Below are 23,751 nucleotides of genomic sequence, written 5' to 3' on the forward strand. Positions count from 1 at the left end.
GTCGGTCACTCTATAGCGTAACCGGATACCCAATCCTGGAAATCGACGGCGTGTCGGTAAAATTTAGGGTCAATGCGGTGCGCAGGCACGCCGGCCTATGGCATATGCGCCTGCGCCAAGCAGAGATCACTCTTTGTCGCCAGCCAATTGCGGCAGCGCCGACGATTCACTCAGCGTCAGCAGCCCAACCTGCGTGTACAGACGCAGCTTGTCGCGCGTGTCGGTGATGTCGAGGTTGCGCATCGTGAGCTGGCCGATCCGGTCGCGCGGCGAGAACGTCGACGCAACCTTCTCCATCGACAGGCGCTCCGGCTGGTACGTGAGGTTCGGCGACTTCGTGCTCAGGATCGAGTAGTCGTTGCCGCGGCGCAGTTCGACCTTCACTTCGCCGGTGATCGCGCGCGCGACCCAGCGCTGCGCCGTTTCGCGCAGCATGATCGCCTGCGGATCGAACCAGCGGCCCTGGTACAGCAGGCGGCCGAGACGGCGGCCGTTCTCGCGGTACTGCTCGATCGTGTCTTCGTTATGGATGCCGGTGACGAGACGCTCGTATGCGATGTACAGCAGCGCGAGCCCCGGGGCTTCGTAGATGCCGCGGCTCTTCGCCTCGATGATCCGGTTCTCGATCTGGTCGCTCATGCCGAGGCCGTGGCGGCCGCCGATGCGGTTCGCCTCGAGCAGCAGCTCGACTTGATCCTTGAACTCGACGCCGTTCAGCGCGACCGGCTGGCCGGCTTCGAAGCGCACCGTCACTTCTTCCGCGGCGATCTTCACGTCGTCGCGCCAGAACGCGACGCCCATGATCGGGTTCACGATCTTGATGCTGCTGTCGAGGCTTTCCAGATCCTTCGCCTCGTGCGTCGCACCAAGCATGTTCGAGTCGGTCGAATACGCCTTCTCGGCCGACATCTTGTACGCGAAGCCCGCCTGGCGCATGAATTCCGACATTTCCGCGCGGCCGCCGAGCTCGTCGATGAATGTCTGGTCGAGCCACGGCTTGTAGATCTTCAGGTCCGGGTTCACGAGCAGGCCGTAGCGGTAGAAGCGCTCGATGTCGTTGCCCTTGTACGTGCTGCCGTCGCCCCAGATGTTGACGCCGTCTTCCTTCATCGCGGCGACGAGCATCGTGCCCGTCACGGCGCGGCCGATCGGCGTGGTGCTGAAATAGACGGTGCCCGCCGTCGAAACATGGAACGCACCGCATTGCAGCGCCGCGATGCCTTCGGCGACGAGCTGCGCCCGGCAATCGACCAGGCGCGCGCCTGCTGCGCCGTATTCCATCGCTCGTTTCGGGATCGCGTCGTAATCCTCTTCGTCGGGCTGGCCAAGATTCGCCGTATAGGCGTACGGTACAGCACCCTTCTGGCGCATCCACACCAACGCAGCGCTGGTATCCAGCCCACCGGAGAAGGCGATGCCGACCTTCTGGCCGGTTGGGAGGTTCTCGAGAATAGTGCTCATGATCGCTGATCCAGAATTTCGGGTAAGCAGGAAACGCCTGCATTGCGGGCGCCCCCGAAAACAGTAAAAGAAGAAGTTAAATCGAAAAAAAGCCAGAACCGCGCTAGCGATCCTGGCCGAAGACTGAGGGTGCTGCATTATTCAGGCTGTGCCTGAATTCCTCCGCGGGTTCAATCAATCGAACCCCGCCACTCGAAACACGACGATACGGCATTCTGCTCAGCGAGCCCAGTCGCGTCCTCGAATCCGGTCCCGACATCAGAGGGACAAGAGCACAACGTCGTTTTCAACTGCGCTCTTGAATCGCGTGCCAGGCCAACGACAAGCGCCGGACGCCTTCCTTGATGTTGGCGACGGACGGTGCGGCGAACGAAAGGCGAAGGGTTTGAGGATCCGCCTCGCCCACATGGAAGCCGGCGCCCGGTACAAACATGACCTTGCGGGCGATCGCTTCCTTCAGCAAATCGACCGCTTGAATGTCACCCTTGAGCTTCGCCCAAACGAACATCCCGCCGTTTGGCTCATGGAACGTCAGCGCGTCTGACATCAGCGCGCGAAGGGAGTCACAAAGCGCTCGGCATTTTTCGCCGTAGCCGTTGCGAATCTTCTCCAGGTGAACCTCCAGACTTCCGCTGGCCAGATACTCGGCAGCGATTCCCTGCGTCCAGGGCGAACTACCGACGTCGGCGCTTTGCTTTGCCACGTAGCACCGGTAGGCAATATCGACGGGTGAGATGCTCCATGCAACACGAATACCGGGCGCGATGATCTTCGACAGGCTCGCCATGTGGACCACCCAGTCCTTCGATCCTTCTACCTCGCCCGTAAGCGCAGCCAACGAGGGAATCGCTTCCCCCGCAAAGCGGATGTCACCATAGGGGTCATCCTCGACGACCACGAAGCGATGCTTCACTGCCAGCTCCAGCAGCCGAAGCCGGCGCCGCAGCGACATCGTTGCGCCAGTGGGATTTCCACACGTCGGCACGGTGTAGAGAAGCTTCGGTCGGTCGGCATCGTTCTGAATGCCGGAGAGGATCCGCTCGAGTTCGTCCACATCTAGCCCGTCGCTATCAGTAGGCACCGGAATCATCCGTGCACCTTGCACACGAATCGCCTGGATGTTGGTCGAGTACGTGGGATTCTCGACCAGTACGGCGTCGCCCTCGTTGATCAGCACGCGCAGCAGCAGATCGAACGCCTGCTGCGAACCAGTCGTGACAACCACGTTCTCCGCGGCGGCCTTGACACCCCTCGTCTCCATCAAGCGGATGATTTCGGTCTTCAGCTTGGCGATCCCGTCGGTGCTTCCATACTGGAGGCACGACAGGCTGTCCTTATATGCCCGAACGGACGCTTCGCCGAGCCCATCCACATCAAAGAGTTTCGGATCGGGATATCCGCCAGCGAACGAGATCATCTCGGGGTCGCTGAGGTACTTGAACAGTTCGCGAATCGGTGAACTCGCGGGATGGACAAAGGGGCGGGAGAATTCGTACATGATCGACAATCTTTCGATGATTTAGTGAAGGATCTTCGCGAGGAAATCCTTGGCGCGCGGTGATTCGGGCGAACTGAAAAACGACTCTTTGCTGGAATCCTCGACAATTGCCCCGCGGTCCATGAATACGACCCGGTTAGCAACCTTCTTCGCGAACCCCATCTCATGAGTCACGCACACCATCGTCATGCCTTCGCGGGCGAGCTCGACCATGACGTCCAGTACCTCGTTGATCATTTCCGGATCAAGGGCGGACGTAGGTTCATCGAACAGCATGGCGATCGGATCCATCGACAGTGCGCGTGCGATTGCGACGCGTTGTTGCTGCCCGCCGGAAAGCTGCGCGGGAAACTTCTCCGCATGCGACTTAAGACCGACCCGATCGAGCAATCGCATACCTTTCTCTGCAGCTTCGTCCTTCCGCCGCTTCAGAACCTTGACCTGGGCCAGGGTGAGGTTGTCGAGAATCGACAGGTGCGGGAACAGTTCGAAATGCTGAAACACCATGCCGACGCGCGCTCGCAGTTGAGCCAGCTTCAACTTCGGATCTCCCACTACTACGCCGTCGACACAGATCCGCCCCTCCTGGATGGGTTCAAGACCATTGACGGTCTTGATAAGCGTAGACTTGCCTGAGCCCGATGGGCCACAGACGACTACTACCTCCCCTTTCTCGACCTGAGTTGTGCATGCGTCCAGCACCTTGAACTGGCCGTACCATTTCGAAACGCCTTCGATCGTAATCATCCTTTGTCTCCAGAGGGTCGTGTTTAAGTTGGACACCCGTTGATCAACGGTGCATCGGTAGTGCCAGGCGCAACTCGACCCGCCGCTGAATCCACGAGAGGCCCGTGCTCAGAACCCAGTAGATCGCCGCGGCCGCAAGATACAGAGGCAAAGGTTGAAACGTTGTCGCGATCACTTCTTGCGAAGATCTCAGCAACTCCGTCACCGTGATGACGGAAACGAGCGAAGTGTCTTTGATCAGGCTGATAAGCGTGTTTCCCAGGCTGGGAACGGCGAGACGCAATGCTTGCGGACACACTACATAGCGCAACGCCTGAAGATAGCTCAGGCCCAAGCTGTGGGCGGCGCTCCATTGTCCTTTCCCGATGCCGAGAATTGCGCCTCGCATGCTTTCGGAAAGATATGCGCCCGCGTTGACCGTCAACGTCAAAATGCCGGCCGAAGTCGGATCAAGAGAAATCCCCAGATCAGGCAAGCCATAGTAGACAACGAACATCTGAACCAGAAGCGGCGTGCCGCGCATGACGCTCACGTATGCGCGCGCGATGCTTTGCAGAACACGGTTTCCACTGATGCCAATAACAGCGACAACGATGCCGACGATCAGCCCGAACACCATCGACGCGATAGCGAACTTCATCGTGATGACCGCGCCTTGCAGCAGCACAGGCAGCGCGCTCACAACCAGATCAAAAGAATGCATGATTGGATCCCTCGTGTTGGAATCACGTGCCTTCCGCGCTCGCAGATGGCACGCCGACCAACAAATACACGGTGTTATTGCGTAACTGGCTGGCTCGTATCGACGCCGAACCACTGGACAGACAGTTTGCGAAGGGTTCCGTCCTGACGCATCGATTCAAGAGCGTCATTGATGGATTTCGCGAACTTCGGGTTGCCCTTGCGGAACGGGATCGCCGTATCGACGGTCGTGCCGGCAAGCGTTGCGCCCGGACGGAGCGGCAAGTTGGCCTTCTTGAGGAGATACGGGAGCATCAATCGATCGTCGAGAGCGGCCTCCACGCGCCCGGCCGCCAGATCACGCAGGATCTCTGCCATACCCGGGTAGGTATGAACGATAACGCCGGGCACCGCCTTGGCGTTGTCGGCATAGCTCGAGCCCAGCGTCACGCCGACCGGCTTACCCTTGAGATCGTCGAGCGACTTGAACTCGCGCTTGTCGTCCGCACGTTGGATCAGCTGCACTGCGGAATAGGCATACGGCTGCGAGAAATCAAGCGACTGCTGACGTTGCGGCGTGACGGTCACGTTGTTGATGATCACATCATACTTGCCGGCCTGGAGGCCGGCGATGATGCCAGCCCAATCCGTCGTGATGAACTGGGGCTTAACGCCCATCCGACTTGCGATGCCCTTGGCAACCGCAACGTCGAAGCCGTCGAGTTCCCCGGCATTGTTCCGGTAGCCAAACGGGGGGTACGTCCCCTCCAAACCGATCCGCAGAACGCCGCTCGATTTGACGGAATCCATCAGATCCTCTGCCTGCGCAGCCGGTACCGCAAAGTTCACAGCAAGCGCGAGCACCGCGCTATTGATCAGCCATTTCATGGGTTTCATTGAAAGCTCCAAACAAACGTCTATTTATCTTTTGCGAGTCGGTCTTCATCTCCTCGCTCACCTTCAAACTGCCGCTTGCCGAACGGCGATCTGGTCCTCCTCCGCTTCAAGACGCACACGTACCTCGACAACAATTCGCCTACCGGCGAACCATGCCCTCAACTCTTTTTACGCGTTTTATTCAGTAATCCGAATTTACGTCTCGATCATCTTCTGTTCAGAAGGATGGCATGTGGCCATCGCGGGTGTTTAGTTCGTATTCGTTTCACCCCAACCGGAGATCGCCTTCGCCTCCAGAAATTCCTCGATTCCCCAGACCCCGCCTTCACGTGCACGTCCCGACGCCTTGACACCGCCAAACGGAGATCCAGCACCGCGAGATTTTCCGTTCATTTCAACCATGCCCGATCGCAGGCGAGACGCCACTCGATTGCGTCTCGCGTCATCGGTCGACTGAACGTAGTTCGTGAGCCCGTAAGGCGTGTCGTTGGCAATTGCGATTGCTTCTTCTTCGTTGTCGAACGGGATGATCGTCAGTACCGGGCCAAAAATCTCTTCACGTGCGATCGCCATCTGGTTGTTGACGTCTGCAAAGATGGTGGGACGCACGAAGTAGCCGCATTCAAACCCGTCCGGACGACCGAGCCCGCCGGCGACAAGGCGTGCACCTTCGGCGATACCCTTCTCGATCATTTCTTGGACCTTGATAAACTGTGCTTCAGACGCCAAGGGACCGATATGCCGGCCCGACTGATGGGCGGAGTCAACCGCGACGCTCTCGGCGATCGCCTTTGCTTCGTCGACGACTCGGTCGTAAATTGAGCGCTCGACGAGCATTCGCGTAGGCGCGTTGCAGCTTTGCCCCGTGTTGTTAAAGCAGTGCAGCACGCCGCGACGAACGGCATCCGGATCCGAATCTGCGAAGATCAGGTTCGCCCCCTTGCCGCCCAGTTCCAGCACAACACGCTTGAGGGTTGCTGCGGCCACGGTCGAGATCGCGACGCCAGCCCGCGTCGATCCGGTGAAGCTGATCATCTCCACGTCCGGGTGGGACGAAAGGCGCGTGCCTACGCCGGCGCCATCACCATTGACGAGGTTGAACACACCCTTCGGGAAACCGGCCTCTTCCACGTACTCGGAGAACAACATTGACGAAAGCGGCGCGATCTCGGACGGCTTGAGCACCATCGTGCACCCGGCGAGAAGTGCCGGAATCACCTTAAGCGTCACCTGGTTCATCGGCCAATTCCACGGAGTGATCAGGCCCACGACGCCGATCGGATCCATCAGAATGCGGTCGTTTGGAGCATGTGCGCCGAGCGGCCGGACAAACTGAAAGCGCTTGAAAGCGGTGATGAAGTTCTCGATGTGCCACGTGCCCGCGCCAACCTGATCTTTGAGTGCCATATCGATAGGCGCACCCATCTCCAGGCTGATCATCTTTGCCATTTCAGGCGCTCGACGCTTGTAGATCTCGAGCAGGCGCTCGACCAACCTCAATCGTTCGGTCGGATCCGTCGTCGACCAAGCCTCGAATGCACGTTTCGCCGCGGCGACGGCACGATCGGCGTCGACTTCCTCGCCGATGCTGATGACTGCGCACGGCTGCTCGGTTGACGGATCGATCACGGGGAGCTCGCGCGCGACCTGCGGTGCTACCCATTCACCATCGATGTAGAACTGCTTTTTCTCCAGCATGGAAGTCTCCTAATCCCTTGAGTGGTCTTTGTTCAATATCTGGCGAGGTCGCAGGTACAGGCTGCGTTGACCGAAAGTCGCGTCGGCTATTCCGGTCAACGACGTTGATACCTGCTGCCTGGAGATCTCAAATGATGAGATCGATAAGGAACGGACCTTGTTGACGGAAGCTCTGCTTCATGAGAACAGCGAGTTCCTCCAGCGTGGTTGCACGTGCCGCCTCCACTCCCATGCCGTTCGCGAGCTTTACCCAGTCGAGATCAGGATTCGACAGGTCGAGCATGCCCATCGCCGTCGGCCCAGGTACTGCACCAACGTTCTTGTATTCGCCGATCAGGATGTTGTACTTGCGGTTGTTCAGCAGGATCGTCGTGCAGGGCAGCTTCTCGCGCGCCTGCGTCCAGAGCGACTGCAACGAGTACATCGCGGAGCCGTCGGCTTGCAGACTGATCACGCGCCGCTCTCCGCCACCGCCGATCGCCGCGCCGGTCGACACGGGCAGACCGTCGCCGATAGCACCGCCGCCCAGGTTGAGCCAGTCATGCGCCGGCGCGGCGTGCGTGAGCTTGTACGTGTCGCGGCCAAACGAAATGCTCTCGTTCGAGACGATCGAGTTCTCCGGCATCAGCGCGGCCAGCGTGATTGCGAGACCTTCCGCAGTCACGGCGCCGCTCGCGGCTTCCGGGCGCTGACCCGGGTCCGGAATCGGAGCCTCGGGTGCGCCGAGCTCGTCGACGAGCGCCTGCAGCGCGTGGTCCGAGTTCTGGTCGTAGCGCGACAGGACGTGGAGTTGGGCACTCGACGGATACTGCTTGGACGGCTTGCCCGGGTACGCGAAGAAGCCCACCGGCGGGTTGGAGTTCACCAGGATGATGTGCTCGTACTTGCTCAGGGCCGCGATTGCGGCATCGGTGCCATAGGGCACGCGCTCGAGCGGCAGGCGACCGCGGCCGCGAGCCATATGGCCATTCGTGTAGGTCGCAAGCAGATCGGCGCCCGTCGCATAAGCGACGCGCCATGCCAGTGCCTGCGACGGCGCGAGCGTGGCCTGATCGGCCAGCAGGATCAAGACGTTCTTGCCCGAGCGCAGAATGCGTGCCGCGGTCTGCACTGCATGAGGATCGATCGGGGGCGATGCCGGGACCGGCAGCGGCTCGGCAACGACGCCCCCTTTGTTCCACGATGAGTCGGCCGGCAGGATCAGCGTGGCGACTTGACCCGAAACGGCACGCGCGGCTTGGACCGCGGCTGCCGCGTCCCGGCCCACTTCGCCAACATGGGTGCTGGTGCGAACCCAGTGCGACACCGTGCGGGCCATGCCTTCCGTGTCGGCGGTAAGCGGAGCGTCGAAGGGGCGATGGTAAGTCGCCTGGTCGCCGACGATATTCACGATGCCAGCACGGGCGCGGCGAGCGTTGTGCAGGTTCGCCATGCCATTCGCCAACCCGGGGCCACAGTGCAGCAGTGTGGAGGCGGGTTTTCCAGCGATCCGATAGTAGCCATCCGCCATACCGGTGACGATGTTCTCCTGCAGGCCCAGTACGCAATTCATGCCCGGAATGCGATCGAGTGCGCCGACGAAGTGCATTTCGCTGGTACCAGGATTGGCGAAGCACGTATCGACACCTGACTTCAGCAGGGTGTGCACGAGACTTTCTGCGCCATTCAATTCGGGGGTCGATGCCGGGAGCGTCATAATTGGCTGCCTATAAGAAACGAGATCAGATGGAAAACTTTGCTTGAGATTTGATCGGTGCTAGCTAGCGTCAGTATCTCGACCACAATGACGGATCATCGATACGCCACGATTGACGGTTGAGAAGGCCCGACTGATGTACTGCACTCAGATCGACATGACGGAGACGGACTTCGTCACAAGGTACGGTTCGAGCGCTTCCGGTCCGCCTTCCGAGCCATATCCCGAGTCCTTCACGCCGCCGAACGGCATTTCGGGCCATGCCGCCGCAGGCTGATTGATCCAGAGCATCCCCACCTCCATTCGGTGGGTGAGCAGATGAACGTTCCTGAACGACCGGGTGAATGCGTACCCTGCCAGACCGAACGGCAACCGATTCGCCTCGTCGATCGCTTCGTCAAGGTGATCGAAGCCACGCACCGCCGCAACCGGACCGAACGGTTCCGAGTTGAACACGTCTGCATCAAGCGGAACGTTGTCGATCACGGTTGGCTCGAAAAAATTGCCGCGGCTTCCGATCCGCTCACCGCCTGTTGCAATGGTCGCCCCAACCTTTCGCGCGTCGTCGACCACGGCGCTCATGGCGGTGACTCGACGCGCGTTGGCGAGCGGCCCAAGAGTCGTGCAGGCCGCCAGCCCGTCACCGATCTTCAGACCCTGCGCGTGCCGCACGAGGGCTTCAACGAAGTCGTGCTTGATGCTGTTGTGCACCAGGAATCGCGTCGGCGAAATGCAAACCTGACCGGCATTCCGGAATTTCGCGACAGCCGACGATCTCACGGCTACTTCGACGTCAGCGTCTTCAGCGATGATCACCGGGGCATGTCCACCCAGTTCCATCGTTGCACGCTTCATGTGCTGCCCTGCCAATGCTGCGAGATGCTTGCCGATCGCGGTCGATCCGGTAAAGGTGATTTTCCGGATGTCCGGATGCGAAACGAGGTATTGGGAGATCTCGGCGGGGTCCCCGAAAACCAATCCGAGAACACCTTTCGGTACGCCTGCGTCTTGAAAGGCGCGAATCAGTTCGGCGGGAGAGGTGGGAGTCTCCTCCGGAGCCTTCACGATGAACGAGCAGCCGGTCGCAAGGGCTGCACACAGCTTACGAACGACTTGATTGACCGGAAAATTCCAGGGCGTGAACGCCGCCACGGGGCCCACGGGTTCCTTCACGACGGTTTGTTGAGCCGCGAGATTCCGAGGCGGAACAATCCGTCCGTACACGCGACGCCCCTCATCGGCGAACCATTCGATAATGTCGGCAGCCGCATTCACCTCAGCCAACGCCTCTGCGAGCGGCTTGCCCTGTTCCTGCGTCATGAAACGCGCGATCATGTCAGCGCGCTCTCGCACCAACCTCGCAGCCGCACGCATCGTCGCGGCTCGCTCGACGGCGGGAACCGCGCGCCACGTGGCGAAGCCCTGCTTGGATGCGGCGACGGCGCGCTCCAGATCCGCAACGCCAGCCCGCGAAACGGTTCCGATGACTTCGCCGGTAGCCGGGCTCACGACGTCGAGCGTTGCGCGCGATGCCGCCTCGCACCATTCGCCGGCGATGAAGAGACGCGTGTCAACATATCCAGTTGCAGCCATTTTCACTACCCTCAGTTCCTGCTCTTGCTCATCAGCGATCTCATGTCGCCGATTGCTCAAACTTGCGACCTACACTCGCGTGGTAACAGGCGGGACACGGTCGCCATGCTGGCGGCACCGCTCCTACAGCCTCGCAGAGCAAATCTGCGTATGCGTCAAATGTAATTTTTTTTCCCGGGATTGGAGGCAAGAACCCGAAATCGAGCCCAAGAATGGTGGCTTATGCTAAAAGCGGCAGGCTATCCGCTGGGCAGGACGTAAACAGGCGCGTCGTTGCGCTCGTTTGTAGCACACTCCACTATTATTGCGACGCATCACTATCCGAACGTGCTAGTAAAGCCCGCTTCCGAGACATAACGCGGTAAAGTTGCGGCACGCCCCCACGGTGCCGAGCGCCATACGGCCAGAGCTGCATTCCCCCCAAAAGGCAGCCCCGTCGAGCCCGAAATAGCGATCCACGCTTCAGGCCCGTCGTTGAGTCCGGCCACTCATCCGCCATCGGATGGATGCCTATGGGGTCAGCTCACGAATGCCGTCGGAACCTAGCGTTTGTTATCAAGGAACTATCATGTCTGGAGCACTCTCGCATATCCGCGTTCTCGACCTCTCGCGCGTATTGGCCGGCCCCTGGGCCAGCCAAACGCTGGCCGACATGGGGGCCGAAGTTATCAAGATCGAGCGTCCTCACAGCGGCGATGACACGCGAGGATGGGGCCCTCCCTACCTGAAAGATTCCGCGGGTAACGACACGGGCGAAGCGGCGTACTATCTCGCGGCAAATCGGGGGAAACAGTCAGTAACACTGAATATATCGAAACCTGAAGGGCAAGACGTTATCCGCCGCCTAGTGAAAGAATGCGACGTCTTCATTGAAAACTACAAGGTCGGCGACATGGCACGCTACGGCTTGTCATACGATGATCTGAAGCAGATCAATCCGGGGCTGATTTACTGCTCGATCACCGGCTTCGGCCAGACGGGGCCGATGGCTCACCTTCCCGGCTATGACTTCATTGTTCAGGGGATCGGTGGCCTGATGAGTATTACCGGCGAGCGCGACGATCATCCCGGCGGCGGTCCTCAAAAAGTGGGCGTAGCGGTAGCCGACATCATGACCGGCCTATACTCGACTATCGGTATTCTGGGCGCTCTTGCGTACCGCGATCAGACCGGCAAAGGGCAGTACGTCGACATGGCTCTGCTGGATGTCCAAGTGGCCACGATGGCGAACATGAACATGAACTATCTGTGCTCGGGCAAGGTTCCGGTCCGACAAGGCAATGCGCATGCCAATATTGTCCCGTATCAGGTGTTCAAGGCAGCAGACGGCGAACTTGTCATTGCAGCCGGAAATGACGGCCAGTTCGCTAAGTTATGCGATGCAATCGGCTGTTCGAATCTCGCGACAGACGACCGCTACGCAACCAACGCGAATCGAGTTCGAAACAGAGATCTACTGATACCGATTCTGCAGGATGTCCTCTCCACTCGAAGCGTTTCCGACTGGATCGCGCTGATCGAACCCGAGGGCGTCCCGTGTGGCCCGATCAACAACATCCGTCAGGTATTCGACCATCCTCAGGTTCAACATCGGGGCATGCGAGTGGATTTGCCCCACCCCATCGCCGGTAGCACACCGTCGGTAGCCAATCCCATCAAGTTTTCTGGGACACCGATCACGTACTCCAAGGCACCGCCAACCCTCGGGGAGCACACGAAGCACGTACTGGCAAGCATCGCCGGCATGTCGGCATCCGAGATTCAGCAGTTGAGTGACAAAGGAGTCATTTTCCCTTGAAGTGATGTATGCCGTGACGTCCCGCCGATACTCGCGACGTATACTCCATCGACGGCCCGCATTCTTCAGTGCGGGCCTCGGAGAACACAAGGAATACGCCATCTTGCACATCGACCGCGTATTCAGGCGTCAAGGCTTCCCCATAACCGATCGAGAGACGGTGACTCGTTCTCTCTATCCCTGAATGCCATCACGGCAAGAGGAAGACTCCAGCCCCCCTCGCCGAGAGCAATGCAGTCCAAACCTGCTTTCTTTATTGCCCGTTCCGGTAACCACGATACGCAAAATCCGCGGGCAGTCATCGCTCTTAGCACGTCCGATGCGCTGCTTTCCATCACCTTGTTGCCGATAAGCCGCGCGGGCGCATCTTGCATGATCTTTTCGACAAGGCGAGCAAAGTAGTTGCCAGCTGGCCATAACACAAGAGGAACCGGGGCCGACTGACAGCCCGGCCATTCAAACGCGCCGGACTCCACCCACGTGCGCGAAGCAACTGGACTTAGCATGTCCGGCATGATCACTTTCGCATCGTACCGTCTTGCGTCGAGGTATAGCGGAAGCGTCGGACATTGGTAGACGATCAGCAAATCGATGTTTCCCGACGCCAGTTCGGTTACCAGATCATAAATGTCGCCAACCTTAATGTTGGCGCTTAACGCCTTGCCATCAGACCACCTCTCCCATAGTTCCGGGAGGAAGAGCGTCGCAAGCGTGTTGGTCGTCCCAATTTTAATGTGCTCAACATTCTTTTTCACATTGCCGACGAGCTCTTCGCGCGCGCGCGAAATGTGAGCCGATATCTCGGCGGCCGACACTCTCAGCTTTTGACCGGCATCGGTGAGACGGATTGGGGACATTCCGCGCTCCACCAACGCGGTCCGCGCCCAGACCTCCAGTGCCTGTATCCGCCTGCTGAATGCCGCCTGCGAAACGTGACGAATCTCGGCAGCGCGCGTGAAGTTTTTTGTCTCCGCCAACACAAGAAAGTCAAGAAACAATCCAGCGTCCATCGTTCCACCCTCACTCGATTCTAAAGCGCTGCGTCAACCATGCGTCTGGCGCATTCCGGACATCAAAAGGCAATCGTCGCGATGTGTCAAATGCATCGTGAGGACCACTGTTCTAAGGCACGATTGATTCTATCAGCGACGACATCCGGTCTCGCACATTTTGTCATCGAAGGTTCTGGAACATGCACACCGAACGTACTTTCTTCCTGAATGGCTCGTTTGTCCCCGAGAGCCAAGCGGTAGTCTCCGTACTGGACCGAGGCTTCCTCTTTGCAGATGCCGTATACGAAGTTTTCGGCGTGGTTAACGGGCGAACGATAGACAACCTCGGTCACCTTATGCGCCTCGATCGCTCATTGGCAATGCTCAGCATTGAGAAACCGCATACGACCGAGGAGTGGATCAATCTTCAAGCCGAACTCATCAAAAGGAATAACCTCGACGAGGGTCGGATCTATCTTCAGGTAACTCGGGGGGTTGCCGACCGCAGCTTCACGTTTCCAGAAGCCACGCGCCCGACAGTCTTTATGTTCACGCAGGCACATCCGGTCGTGAACGTTCCGGCTTACGAGACAGGAATCTCCGTAGTCAGTCTGCCGGAGCAACGATGGGCACGTCGAAACATCAAGTCAACCATGCTGCTCGCTCAGGTACTTGCGGCTCAAACCGCATCTGAAGCCGGCGCGCGGGAGGCTCTTCTCGTCGAGGACGGCTATGTTACCGAAGGTGCGTCGTCGTCCGCGTTCATCGTCACTGAAGACGACAAAATCGTCACCCGCCACCTTTCCGATGCGATTCTCCCTAGTGTCACACGCCACTCTATCCTTACCTTGGCGAAAGAGTGTGCACTCAAGATAGAAGAAAGAATGTTCACGGTCGAGGAAGTTCGAACGGCAAAAGAAGCCTTCATCAACGCGGCAGTCATCATTGCGCTGCCGGTCGTGAAGATCGATGACCATGTCATAGGTTCAGGACGACCAGGCCCAATCGCGACAAGACTTCGGGAGATCTACTTCCGTTCGGTCCTCAGCTAGGGCAGCGTGAGCCATTTTGGTCCGGCCTAACGACTTGATCCTGCTGTGTCGAAGTCGCAATGCGTCGATTCACCAGTAGCCATTGACCGCATCCACTTCGAATGGCATCGACACTACGTTGACAGAGCGTCTCGCGATGACTGCGCGGATAAGACGTCGTCCTCAGCCAAAACCAATGCACTGTGAAAGCCGACATTGAATGGCGGACAAAGGAGGAAAGCAACCTCGATCTTCACCTGTTTTTTCGCAATCGACTAATGCAGCAAGCTTTAAGCATAAAACTAAATTTACGTGTTTGGAGACATTTTATGAAATGCTCGAAGTGGTTATTCCGAAGTGTCTTGATTGCGATCAGTATCAATTTCGCGACCACGACCGCACACGCCGAAGACCTGCTCGACGCAGCAAAAGCGAGTGGTGTACTCAAGATCGGTCTTGAGGGTACCTATCCGCCGTTTGGATTTCGCAATGACGCGAATCAGCTCGACGGCTTCGATGTAGACATCGCGAAGGCCATTGCTGCGCGGATGGGTCTTAAGCCGGAGTTCATTACGACCGAATGGTCCGGCATCATCGGCGGACTCCAAGCAGGCAAGTTCGACGTCATCGTGAACCAAGTTTCGATCACGCCGCAACGCCAGCAATCGCTCGATTTTTCACAACCGTACACGTACTCGGCCGTCCAGTTGATTCAACGAGGCGACGACAAGCGCGAATTCAAGTCGCCGGGGGAGCTCAAAGGGACGACTCTGGGCGTCGTCAGCGGCACCAACTTTGCCGACGTTGCAAAGAGTATTCCTGGTGTGGCAGTTCAGATCTATCCCGGTCTGCCTGAGAAGCTGCGCGATGTTGCTGCCGGCCGGATTGACGCCGCGCTCGACGATCGGCTGACACTTCCGTTCATTCTGAAGAAGTCCAACCTGCCACTGCGTCCGGGTGCTGTACTACCAGGAGCGCGCTTCGAGATGGGAATTCCGTTTCGCAAAGGTAACCCGAAGTTCGCCAAAGCGATCAACGATGCACTCAACTCGATGCGCCAGGACGGAACCCTGCGCAAGCTTTCGATGCAATGGTTCGGTGCCGATACGAGTCAGCCGGTTAATTAGCGGCAAGGCGCATCCCGGCTTTCATTAGGCGGCGATACCTGTCATCGCCGCATCTACCGCCCGACAACTCGGGAAAACGAGTGAATTCTCGAGTCTGCTGAACCCAATCGCTCACGACGGCTTCGCGTCCTAGGTGCCGTCTTCTCTGACCATATAACGCAATTCGAAAGGGCTTCGCATGAAAAACGTGAAGTGGCTTCTGCAAGGACCGATGGTGTGCCTTGCCATCGATTTCCTGACTCCTTCGGTGCATGCCGAAGATTTGCTTGATGCGGTCCGGGCAAAGGGGGTATTAACGATCGGAGTCCAAGGCACCTATCCCCCCTTTGACTATCGAAACGAAGCCGGCGAGCTCGACGGCTTCGACGTAGCCGTGGCAAAGGTGGTCGCGAGCAGAATGGGGCTCACGCCACGTTTCATCACGACGGAGTGGTCCGGCATCATCGCCGGACTTCAGGCCGGCAAGTTCGACGTTATCGTGAACGAAGTCGCCATCACCCCGCTGCGTCAGGCCACACTCGACTTCTCCAAGCCGTACATCTACTCGGCTGTCCAGCTAATCCAACGTGCCGACGACAAGCGAAACTTCAAATCGCTTGATGAACTGAAAGGCAAACAGGTCGGCGTCGTGCTAGGGACGAATTTTGCCGATCTCGCGAAGTCTGTTCCCGGTGTTGGCGTGCAGGTTTATCCAGGGCCGCCGGAGAAATTCCGTGATCTGGCGGCTGGCCGCGTCGATGCAGCCCTGGGCGATCGACTCACACTCCCGTACATCCTGAAGAAGGTCAGTCTTCCGTTGCGTCCGGGAGGTGTGCTCGCCGGTACGAGCATCCAGATGGGCATCCCGTTCCGAAAAGGAAATCCGAAGTTCGCGAACGCGATCGACACGGCGCTCGAATCGATGCGGCAGGATGGGACCCTGACCAAGCTTTCCATTCAATGGTTCGGCACCGATACGAGCAAGCCGATCATGGAATAGTCAGGCCTCCGGTCGCCGTGCGCCCATCTGAAACTGGGCGCACGTGTTTCCGGAAACGGCTTGCTCAGTGCGAATCTTTCGTTCGGAAGCGCAGTCGCGACACGCGAATTGCTGCGTCGAAGTCTTTCTCGGTGGCGAGATGCTTGTGGTCGACACTGACCAACCACCCGCTTGCCGACCGACACCATCGGATCCTTCCTTCCTCATAGAGTTCGGAAAACCAGCGCCAAAGCGAAGCATCGTCCTTATCGGCAAGTCGCGCCGCTTCGGCGCGAACCTTCTCATTCGCTGTCGACATAATCGTTCCGAATGCGCACAAACGTTGAGGCCGGCGGTTAGCTCAGGTCGGACACCAGTAGGGGTACTGCCGAGAAGAGATCGTCGACGAGACCGTAATCGGCCACGCTGAAGATCGGCGCTTCTGGATCCTTGTTGATCGCGACGATCACCTTCGAATCCTTCATGCCGGCCAGGTGCTGGATCGCGCCCGAGATGCCGACCGCGATGTACAGCTGCGGTGCGACGATCTTGCCGGTCTGGCCCACCTGATAGTCGTTCGGCACGTAGCCGGCGTCGACTGCCGCGCGCGATGCGCCGAGTGCAGCCTGCAGCTTGTCCGCCAGCGGCTCCAGCACCTTCGTGTAGTTCTCGCCGCTGCCGAGGCCACGGCCGCCGGAAACGATGATGTTCGCCGACGTCAGTTCCGGACGGTCCAGCTTAGTCACTTCGCGGCTCACGAACTGCGATTTGCCTGCGTCGGCTGTCGCTTCGATCTTCTCGACGGCTGCGCTGCCGCCTTCCGCTGCAACCGGGTCAAAGCCCGTCGAACGCACCGTGATCACCTTGATCGCGTCGCTCGACTGCACCGTCGCGATCGCGTTGCCCGCGTAGATCGGGCGCTCGAACGTATCGGCCGAATCGACCGCCGTGATGTCCGAGATCTGCGCGACATCGAGCTTCGCGGCGATACGCGGCGCGATGTTCTTGCCGTAGGCGGTCGCCGGCGCCAGGATGTGCGAATAGTCCTTCGCGATGTTCAGCGCGGTTGCCTCGACGTTTTCCGCGAGGCCTGCGGCCAGTTGCGGTGCGTCGGCCAGCAGGACCTTGCTGACGCCTGCAATCTTCGCCGCCGCATCCGCAGCCGCTTGCGCATTGTTACCCGCGACCAGCACGTAAATGTCGCCGCCGACGGATTTGGCAACTTCGTGCGCAGCAGCCACTGTGTTCAGCGTCGCTGCCTTGATCGATGCGTTATCGTGTTCTGCAATCACCAGAATCGTCATTTCTTTCCGCTCCCTCTTACAGCACCTTGGCTTCGGTCTTCAGCTTCTCGACCAGCGTCTTCACGTCCGGCACCTTCACGCCGGCCGCGCGCTTCGGCGGTTCCGCAACCTTCAGCGTCTTCAGGCGCGGCGTCACGTCCACGCCAAGATCTTCCGGCTTCACGGTTTCGAGCGGCTTCTTCTTCGCCTTCATGATGTTCGGCAGCGTCACGTAGCGCGGCTCGTTCAGGCGCAGATCGGTCGTCACGACCGCCGGCAGCGTCAGCGACAGCGTTTCCGCGCCGCCGTCGACTTCACGCGCGACCGTTGCCTTGCCATCAGCGATCGTCACCTTCGATGCGAACGTCGCTTGCGGCAGACCCGCCAGCGCAGCCAGCATCTGGCCCGTCTGGTTCGAATCGTCGTCGATCGCCTGCTTACCGAGGATCACCAGTTGCGGCTGTTCCTTGTCGACCAGCGCCTTCAGGATCTTCGCGACGGCCAGCGGCTCGACGCTGTCGTTCGATTCGACGAGGATCGCGCGATCCGCGCCGATCGCCAACGCCGTACGCAACGTTTCCTGCGCCTGCGCAACGCCGACCGACACTGCGACCACTTCGGTCGCCACGCCCGCTTCCTTCAGGCGCACCGCTTCTTCCACGGCGATTTCATCGAACGGGTTCATCGACATCTTCACGTTCGCGATATCCACGCCCGTGTTGTCCGACTTCACGCGGACCTTAACGTTGTAGTCCACAACGCGTTTGACAGCGACAAAAACTCTCATGCCACTTCCCTCTGAAATTCAAATGAGCTTTGGTGATTGCTAGCCACGGCCGAGCAGTCAGACCCGTTCCAGAATTACCGCGATCCCTTGCCCGACCCCGATGCACATCGTGGCTAGCGCGTAGCGGCCACCGGTCGCGTGCAGACGATTCACTGCGGTCGTAGCCAACCGCGCTCCGCTGGCGCCCAGCGGATGGCCAAGGGCGATGGCCCCGCCCCAAGCGTTGACTCGCTCGTCGTCATCTTTCAAACCAAGCATCCGCAGCACGGCGAGGCCCTGTGCAGCGAACGCTTCGTTGAGTTCAATCACATCGAGCTGGTCCAAGGTGAGTCCGGTTTGCGCGAGTACTTTCTGGGTGGCCGGTGCAGGACCGATGCCCATCACGCGCGGCGCTACTCCGGCCGTGGCCATGCCGACGATACGGGCCTTTGGGGTCAAGCCGTGCCTGGCGGCGCTTGCTTCATCGGCCAACAGCAGCGCGCAAGCGCCGTCGTTTACGCCGCTGGCATTGCCGGCCGTGACAGTGCCGCCCTCGCGCGCTACGCCTTTGAGCTTAGCCAGCGCCTCCATACTGGTCTCGCGCGGATGCTCGTCTTTCGCGACCACAATCGGCTCACCCTTCTTCTGAGGAATGGTCACCGGTGTGATCTCCCGCGCCAGGTGGCCAGCCTGCTGGGCGGCCACGGCCTTCTGTTGGCTCGCCAGCGCCATACGGTCCTGGGCCTCGCGCTCAATCTTGTAGTCGTCAGCCACGTTCTCCGCTGTCTCCGGCATGGAGTCCACGCCGTACTGCGCCTTCATGAGCTTGTTCACAAAGCGCCAGCCGATCGTGGTGTCGTACACCGCATTGGCACGACCGAATGCCGTCTCAGCCTTGGGCATCACAAATGGCGCACGGCTCATGCTCTCCACACCGCCGGCAATCATGAGACCGGCTTCACCGGACTTGATCGCGCGCGCCGCCGAGCCCACGGCATCGAGGCCTGACCCGCAGAGGCGGTTGATCGTAGCTCCCGGTACTTCGAGCGGGAGCCCTGCCAACAGCGCGCTCATGCGGGCCACATTGCGATTGTCCTCACCGGCTTGGTTGGCGCAGCCGAACAGGACGTCGGTCACCGCCGCCCAGTCCACGCCCGGGTTGCGCACCATCAGCGCCTTGAGTGGGATGGCGCCGAGATCATCGGCGCGAATGCTGGAAAGTACGCCGCCGTAACGGCCGAAAGGTGTGCGAATAGCGTCACAGATAAAGGCTTGGGGAAGATTCATGATGTCTCTATCAGGCTGCGAGCAGCGGATTAAGATCGGCCAAGATGAAGCCATGCCCTGCTTCATCCGCCAGGCGCTTGAGATCGGTCTCGAGTCGAGTGCGATCCTGCTGGCGAGCCCAGAACACTGGACCGCCCTCCCAGCGAGGGAAACCATAGCCCTGTACCAGTACTACGTCGACGTCGCTGGGTCGACTCGCCACACCTTCAGCGAGCAGCAGCGCAGCCTCGTTAACCATCGAAAGCAAAGCGCGACGCTGGATTTCTTCAGGCGCCAGTGTCCGACGGACGACGCCGCGCTGCGCGCTCGCCTGCAGGATCACTTCGCGAACAGTGGCGTCGGTCGTTCTCGTCTGCTTGCCATCTACATAGGTGTAGTAGCCGGCACCCGTTTTTCGCCCGAGGCGGCCCGACTCACACAACCGATCCAGTATGGCCACGTAGCGCTCACGTGGATCACGTTCGGCGGCTTGCGACTTGCGCATACGCCAAGCGATGTCGAGGCCAGACAAATCGGCGACAGCAAACGGTCCCATGGCAAAGCCCATGGCGGTCAAAGCATTGTCGACATCTTCAGGCCATGCCCCGTCCTCAAGCATGAATTCGCACTGACGCCGGTAAGCGTTGTAAATGCGGTTGCCGATGAATCCGAATGCATTCCCGGTCAGCACCGGCATTTTCTTGAGAGCCACACCGAGGGCCATGCCGGTGGCGAGAATGTCGGGTGCCGTCTCCGCTCCTCGGACCACCTCGAGCAGCTTCATCACGTGCGCCGGGCTGAAGAAATGCAAGCCCAGCACATCCTGCGGACGCGACGTCACCGCTGCAATCGCGTCGATGTCTAGGTAGGACGTGTTCGTAGCCAAGACCGCACCGGCGCGAGCGTGTGCATCGATCTTTCGGAACACCTCTTGCTTGACGGCAAGCTCTTCGAAGACAGCCTCGATCACCAAATCTGCTGCCTGCAGGTACTCCCACGACGTACTCGCGAGCAAGCGCGAAATGTTGGACGACGCAGTCTCGGTCGAAAGCTTGCCCGCGGCGATCCGCCCTTCATAGTGGTCGACGATACGCCGCCGCCCCCGTTCAAGCGCGGCGTCATCCTGCTCAAGCAACAGCACACTCAAACCGGAATCAAGCGCAGCGATTGCGATGCCGGAGCCCATCGTGCCAGCCCCAATCACCGCGACAGATTTCACCTGACGCGCGGGCGCCTGAAATTGCGGGGGAAGCTTGGTGGCCTCTCGTTCGACCTTGAATTGGTAGCGCAGCGCCTGCGCCGCCGTCGTGGGCACGAGAGCGAGGAAAAGCTCGCGCTCCTTTTTCATACCTTGATCGAAAGGCAACGTAGACGCAGCCAGGGCATCAAGCAGGGCTCCATACGCAGGTTGGAGCCGTTGGCGTGCTGTGAGTTTTTCCCGTTGCGCGTCAACCACTGCTTGGACCGCAGTGGCGTCGAGCTCGCATTCGCACGCTCGCGGATAAGGCAGGCCTTGTTCAGCGAGCATCGCCGCGCGAGCAGCAGCTGCCCCGACCACGTCACTGGCTACTACGTCGTCGAACAGTCCAGACTTCGCCAGCTGCCGAGCACTTTGCGGCTTACCGCTAGACATCAGAGAATGGGCGATTTCGATTCCCACCAAGCGAGGCAGGCGCTGCGTCGCGCCCGCGCCAGGAATGAGACCCAGGGTGATCTCAGGCAAGCCGATCCGCGCCGCCTCGTGCGCGACTCGCCCATGGCAGCCGAGCGCGAGTTCGAGCCCCCCGCCGAGGGCCACGCCGCTAATAGCCGCCACGACCGGCTTGGTGCTCTGCTCGAGACGCGAAATAACGGAGCGCAGGATAGGCTCGTGCAGTTGGCGCGGCGTGCCGAACTCTGTGACGTCTGCACCAGCCGAGAACGCCTTGTCATTGCCGGTGAGCACGATCGCGCGCACGTCGGGATCGGCCAACGCCTCGTCGAGTCGCTGCACGATGCGCTCGCGCAATGCGTGGGCCAAGCTGTTGACCGGGGGGTTGTCGAGAGTGATAACGGCAACGCCGTTGAGGATGTCGGACATGGTCAACCTCACGCCGCCTTCATCAATTGCTTGCCGATGACAAGCTGCTGGATCTGCGTGGTGCCCTCGTAGAGGCGCAGCAGTCGCACATCGCGGTAGAACCGCTCGACCTTGTACTCGTTGATGTAGCCAGAGCCGCCATGGATTTGAACCCCACGGTCCGCGACGCGGCCCACCATTTCAGTGGTGAACATCTTCGTGCACGACGCTTGCATGCTGACGTCCGGATCGCTCACGCCGAAAGGCTTCGCGTCGTAGCGGCGTGCCACCGACTGCACCAGGGACCAACCGGCCAGCAGTTCTGCCTGGCTGTCGGCCAGCATTGCCTGGACCAACTGGAAGTCGCCAATGCGCTGCCCGAACTGCTTGCGCTGTTGAGCATAGGCCACGCTCTCCTGCAGAATGCGGCTCGCCATGCCACAGGCCAGAGCAGAAATGTGCAGGCGGCCACGATCCAACACCTTCATTGCCGTCTTGAAGCCCCTGCCTGGTTCACCACCGATGATATTGGCCGCCGGCACGCGCACGCTGTCCAGGTTCACGTCGCAGGTTTTGGTGCCCCTTTGGCCCATCTTGCGGTCCGGCTTGCCGAGCGAAAGCCCCGGCAGGCCGGCCGGAACGATGAACGCCGTGATGCCGCCGGCACCAGCGCCTTCTGTACGCGCCATCAGAGTGAAGGCACCAGCGCGCGGGGCATTGGTGATGAAACGCTTGGTCCCACTGAGGAGGTAATCGCTCCCCTCTTTCACGCCCTTGGTCTTGATCGATGCTGCGTCCGAGCCGGCATCGGGCTCTGTGAGCGCGAACGAGACGATCAGGTCACCACTCGCGATGCGCGGCAGGTACTCGGCCTTCTGTTCGGCCGTGCCGTCCATCAAGATCCCTTGCGAGCCGATGCCGATGTTCGTACCGACCACCGACCGGAACGCCAGCGCGGTATGACCCAGCTCGTAGGCCACCTCGCACTCCTGCGCCATGCTCAAGCCGATGCCACCGTATTCCTCGGGAATCGAAATCCCGAACAGCCCGAGTTCCTTCATGTCGTTCACGATATCCGCTGGAACCTCGTCGTGTTCCTCTACGTGATCCTCAGCGGGCATGAGCCGTTCCCGAACGAAGCGCTGAACGCTGTCCTTGAGGAGCTGGAAGGTTTCTTGATCGAGCGACATGGAATCTCCTGTGAATTTAGAGGTATTGTTCGCACATCGATCTGGCTTGACAATCCCAAAGAAAATGAACATTCTGTCAAGGATTTTTGACGGACCAGAACTCAATGGATGCCCACTCGCTCGCACTCTTCGTCGACATTGTGGAGGCCGGGAATCTCAGCCTCGCGGCGCGGAACATGAAGATGAGCCGGGCCAACATCAGCTACCACCTGACCCAGCTCGAGAAATCTGTCGGCATGCAATTGATGCGGCGCACCACGCGGCGCGTTGAACTCACCGAGGTTGGCCAGCGCCTCTACAACCATGGCCGCGTCATTCGCGATGAAGTGCTCGCCGCAAGGGAATCGGTGGCCACACTTGGTAAGGGACTACATGGGTCCGTCAGGCTGAGCTTGCCAACCGGCTTCGGACATATGGTAATGTCCAGTTGGCTGATCGAGTTCAAGCGCTCCTATCCTGATATTTCGCTTGATCTGCTGTTCGACAACCGAGTCGACGACCTCTTGCGCGAGGAAGTAGACGTAGCCGTGCGCGTAATGTCCGAGCCGCCGCAGCAAATGGTTGCTGTCGAGCTCGCGCAGGTCCGTTACGTCACCTGTGCATCATTCGAGTATGCGCGCGAGCACGCAATGCCGTCGTGCCTGGAAGACCTCAGCAACGTTCCACTGATTACGTCGGCCGTCACTGGACGCGACTTGAGAGTTTCGGCCTACCAAGGTGAGGAAAGGCGTGAGCTGACGCTACACCCAACGTTGGCGTCCGAGAACTTCCAGTTTCTGCGGGAGGCCATCCTGGCCGGCCTGGGAGTGGGTCTCGTGCCCGACTACGTCGTCGAACAGGATGCGACCGACGGACGCGTAGTCACCGCCCTGCACAACTGGCGTCTGAGCGTGTTCGGAACACGCATGTTCCTGCTTCGAATGCCCGGCCGCTACCAGACCCTCGCAACCCGAACGCTCATCGATTTCGTCGTTCAGAAAGCCCGGTCCTGGGCGAAATGATTCGGGGGA

Annotated in this window: 19 protein-coding genes; 5 read left to right on the forward strand and 14 right to left on the reverse strand. The window is 59.7% G+C overall.

Annotated elements, in window-relative coordinates; translation table 11 throughout:
* Positions 1–126 precede the first annotated feature (126 nt).
* From argG to ACV229_RS15760, 8 genes are all read right to left on the reverse strand, one after another.
* A complete protein-coding gene (gene argG, locus ACV229_RS15725) occupies positions 127–1,461 on the reverse strand; it encodes an argininosuccinate synthase (protein ID WP_448084030.1) in 1,335 nt (444 codons plus the stop codon).
* A gap of 286 nt (positions 1,462–1,747) precedes the next feature.
* Positions 1,748–2,959 carry an aminotransferase-like domain-containing protein gene (locus tag ACV229_RS15730; protein ID WP_448084031.1) on the reverse strand — a complete coding sequence of 404 codons (1,212 nt, stop codon included), beginning with the start codon at positions 2,957–2,959 and terminating at the stop codon, positions 1,748–1,750.
* A 21-nt stretch (positions 2,960–2,980) separates the two neighbouring features.
* The gene (locus tag ACV229_RS15735) at positions 2,981–3,706 is read right to left on the reverse strand and encodes an amino acid ABC transporter ATP-binding protein (protein WP_448084032.1); all 726 of its coding nucleotides are present in this window, start codon (positions 3,704–3,706) and stop codon (positions 2,981–2,983) included.
* 43 nt (positions 3,707–3,749) lie between these two features.
* Complete coding sequence (locus ACV229_RS15740; protein ID WP_448084033.1) at positions 3,750–4,409, reverse strand: amino acid ABC transporter permease; 660 nt, start codon at positions 4,407–4,409, stop codon at positions 3,750–3,752.
* 74 nt (positions 4,410–4,483) lie between these two features.
* Positions 4,484–5,284: a transporter substrate-binding domain-containing protein gene (locus ACV229_RS15745; RefSeq protein WP_448084034.1), complete on the reverse strand. Its 801-nt coding sequence runs from the start codon at positions 5,282–5,284 to the stop codon at positions 4,484–4,486.
* A gap of 249 nt (positions 5,285–5,533) precedes the next feature.
* Entirely contained in the window at positions 5,534–6,982 is a 1,449-nt protein-coding gene (locus ACV229_RS15750; RefSeq protein ID WP_448084035.1) for an aldehyde dehydrogenase family protein, read from the reverse strand.
* A gap of 127 nt (positions 6,983–7,109) precedes the next feature.
* Positions 7,110–8,651, reverse strand: coding sequence for an acetolactate synthase large subunit (locus ACV229_RS15755; protein WP_448084180.1), 1,542 nt, complete (start codon positions 8,649–8,651; stop codon positions 7,110–7,112).
* Positions 8,652–8,825: 174 nt separating this feature from the next.
* Positions 8,826–10,271: an NAD-dependent succinate-semialdehyde dehydrogenase gene (locus ACV229_RS15760; RefSeq protein WP_448084036.1), complete on the reverse strand. Its 1,446-nt coding sequence runs from the start codon at positions 10,269–10,271 to the stop codon at positions 8,826–8,828.
* A gap of 568 nt (positions 10,272–10,839) precedes the next feature.
* Between ACV229_RS15760 and ACV229_RS15765 the strand changes: the two genes are divergently transcribed.
* Positions 10,840–12,069 carry a CaiB/BaiF CoA transferase family protein gene (locus tag ACV229_RS15765; RefSeq protein ID WP_448084037.1) on the forward strand — a complete coding sequence of 410 codons (1,230 nt, stop codon included), beginning with the start codon at positions 10,840–10,842 and terminating at the stop codon, positions 12,067–12,069.
* A gap of 122 nt (positions 12,070–12,191) precedes the next feature.
* Here ACV229_RS15765 and ACV229_RS15770 read toward each other — a convergent pair whose 3' ends face one another.
* Entirely contained in the window at positions 12,192–13,079 is an 888-nt protein-coding gene (locus ACV229_RS15770; RefSeq protein ID WP_448084038.1) for a LysR family transcriptional regulator, read from the reverse strand.
* Between the two features lie 182 nt (positions 13,080–13,261).
* Between ACV229_RS15770 and ACV229_RS15775 the strand changes: the two genes are divergently transcribed.
* The 3 genes from ACV229_RS15775 to ACV229_RS15785 all read left to right on the forward strand — a co-directional run bounded on the left by ACV229_RS15775 (position 13,262) and on the right by ACV229_RS15785 (position 16,198).
* A complete protein-coding gene (locus ACV229_RS15775; protein WP_448084039.1) occupies positions 13,262–14,113 on the forward strand; it encodes a D-amino-acid transaminase in 852 nt (283 codons plus the stop codon).
* Between the two features lie 308 nt (positions 14,114–14,421).
* Complete coding sequence (locus ACV229_RS15780; RefSeq protein WP_448084040.1) at positions 14,422–15,219, forward strand: transporter substrate-binding domain-containing protein; 798 nt, start codon at positions 14,422–14,424, stop codon at positions 15,217–15,219.
* Positions 15,220–15,397: 178 nt separating this feature from the next.
* The gene (locus ACV229_RS15785) at positions 15,398–16,198 is read left to right on the forward strand and encodes a transporter substrate-binding domain-containing protein (RefSeq protein WP_448084041.1); all 801 of its coding nucleotides are present in this window, start codon (positions 15,398–15,400) and stop codon (positions 16,196–16,198) included.
* A 335-nt stretch (positions 16,199–16,533) separates the two neighbouring features.
* Here ACV229_RS15785 and ACV229_RS15790 read toward each other — a convergent pair whose 3' ends face one another.
* From ACV229_RS15790 to ACV229_RS15810, 5 genes are read right to left on the reverse strand one after another with little or no spacing between them, the layout of a single operon-like run.
* Entirely contained in the window at positions 16,534–17,481 is a 948-nt protein-coding gene (locus tag ACV229_RS15790) for an electron transfer flavoprotein subunit alpha/FixB family protein (RefSeq protein ID WP_448084042.1), read from the reverse strand.
* Positions 17,482–17,497: 16 nt separating this feature from the next.
* Positions 17,498–18,247 carry an electron transfer flavoprotein subunit beta/FixA family protein gene (locus ACV229_RS15795; protein ID WP_448084043.1) on the reverse strand — a complete coding sequence of 250 codons (750 nt, stop codon included), beginning with the start codon at positions 18,245–18,247 and terminating at the stop codon, positions 17,498–17,500.
* 57 nt (positions 18,248–18,304) lie between these two features.
* Positions 18,305–19,513 carry a 3-oxoadipyl-CoA thiolase gene (pcaF, locus tag ACV229_RS15800; protein WP_448084044.1) on the reverse strand — a complete coding sequence of 403 codons (1,209 nt, stop codon included), beginning with the start codon at positions 19,511–19,513 and terminating at the stop codon, positions 18,305–18,307.
* Positions 19,514–19,523: 10 nt separating this feature from the next.
* Positions 19,524–21,572: a 3-hydroxyacyl-CoA dehydrogenase NAD-binding domain-containing protein gene (locus tag ACV229_RS15805; RefSeq protein ID WP_448084045.1), complete on the reverse strand. Its 2,049-nt coding sequence runs from the start codon at positions 21,570–21,572 to the stop codon at positions 19,524–19,526.
* A gap of 8 nt (positions 21,573–21,580) precedes the next feature.
* Entirely contained in the window at positions 21,581–22,741 is a 1,161-nt protein-coding gene (locus ACV229_RS15810; protein ID WP_448084046.1) for an acyl-CoA dehydrogenase family protein, read from the reverse strand.
* Positions 22,742–22,845: 104 nt separating this feature from the next.
* Between ACV229_RS15810 and ACV229_RS15815 the strand changes: the two genes are divergently transcribed.
* Entirely contained in the window at positions 22,846–23,742 is an 897-nt protein-coding gene (locus tag ACV229_RS15815) for a LysR family transcriptional regulator (protein ID WP_448084047.1), read from the forward strand.
* Positions 23,743–23,751 lie beyond the last annotated feature (9 nt).

Source organism: Burkholderia sp. MR1-5-21, from assembly GCF_053427715.1.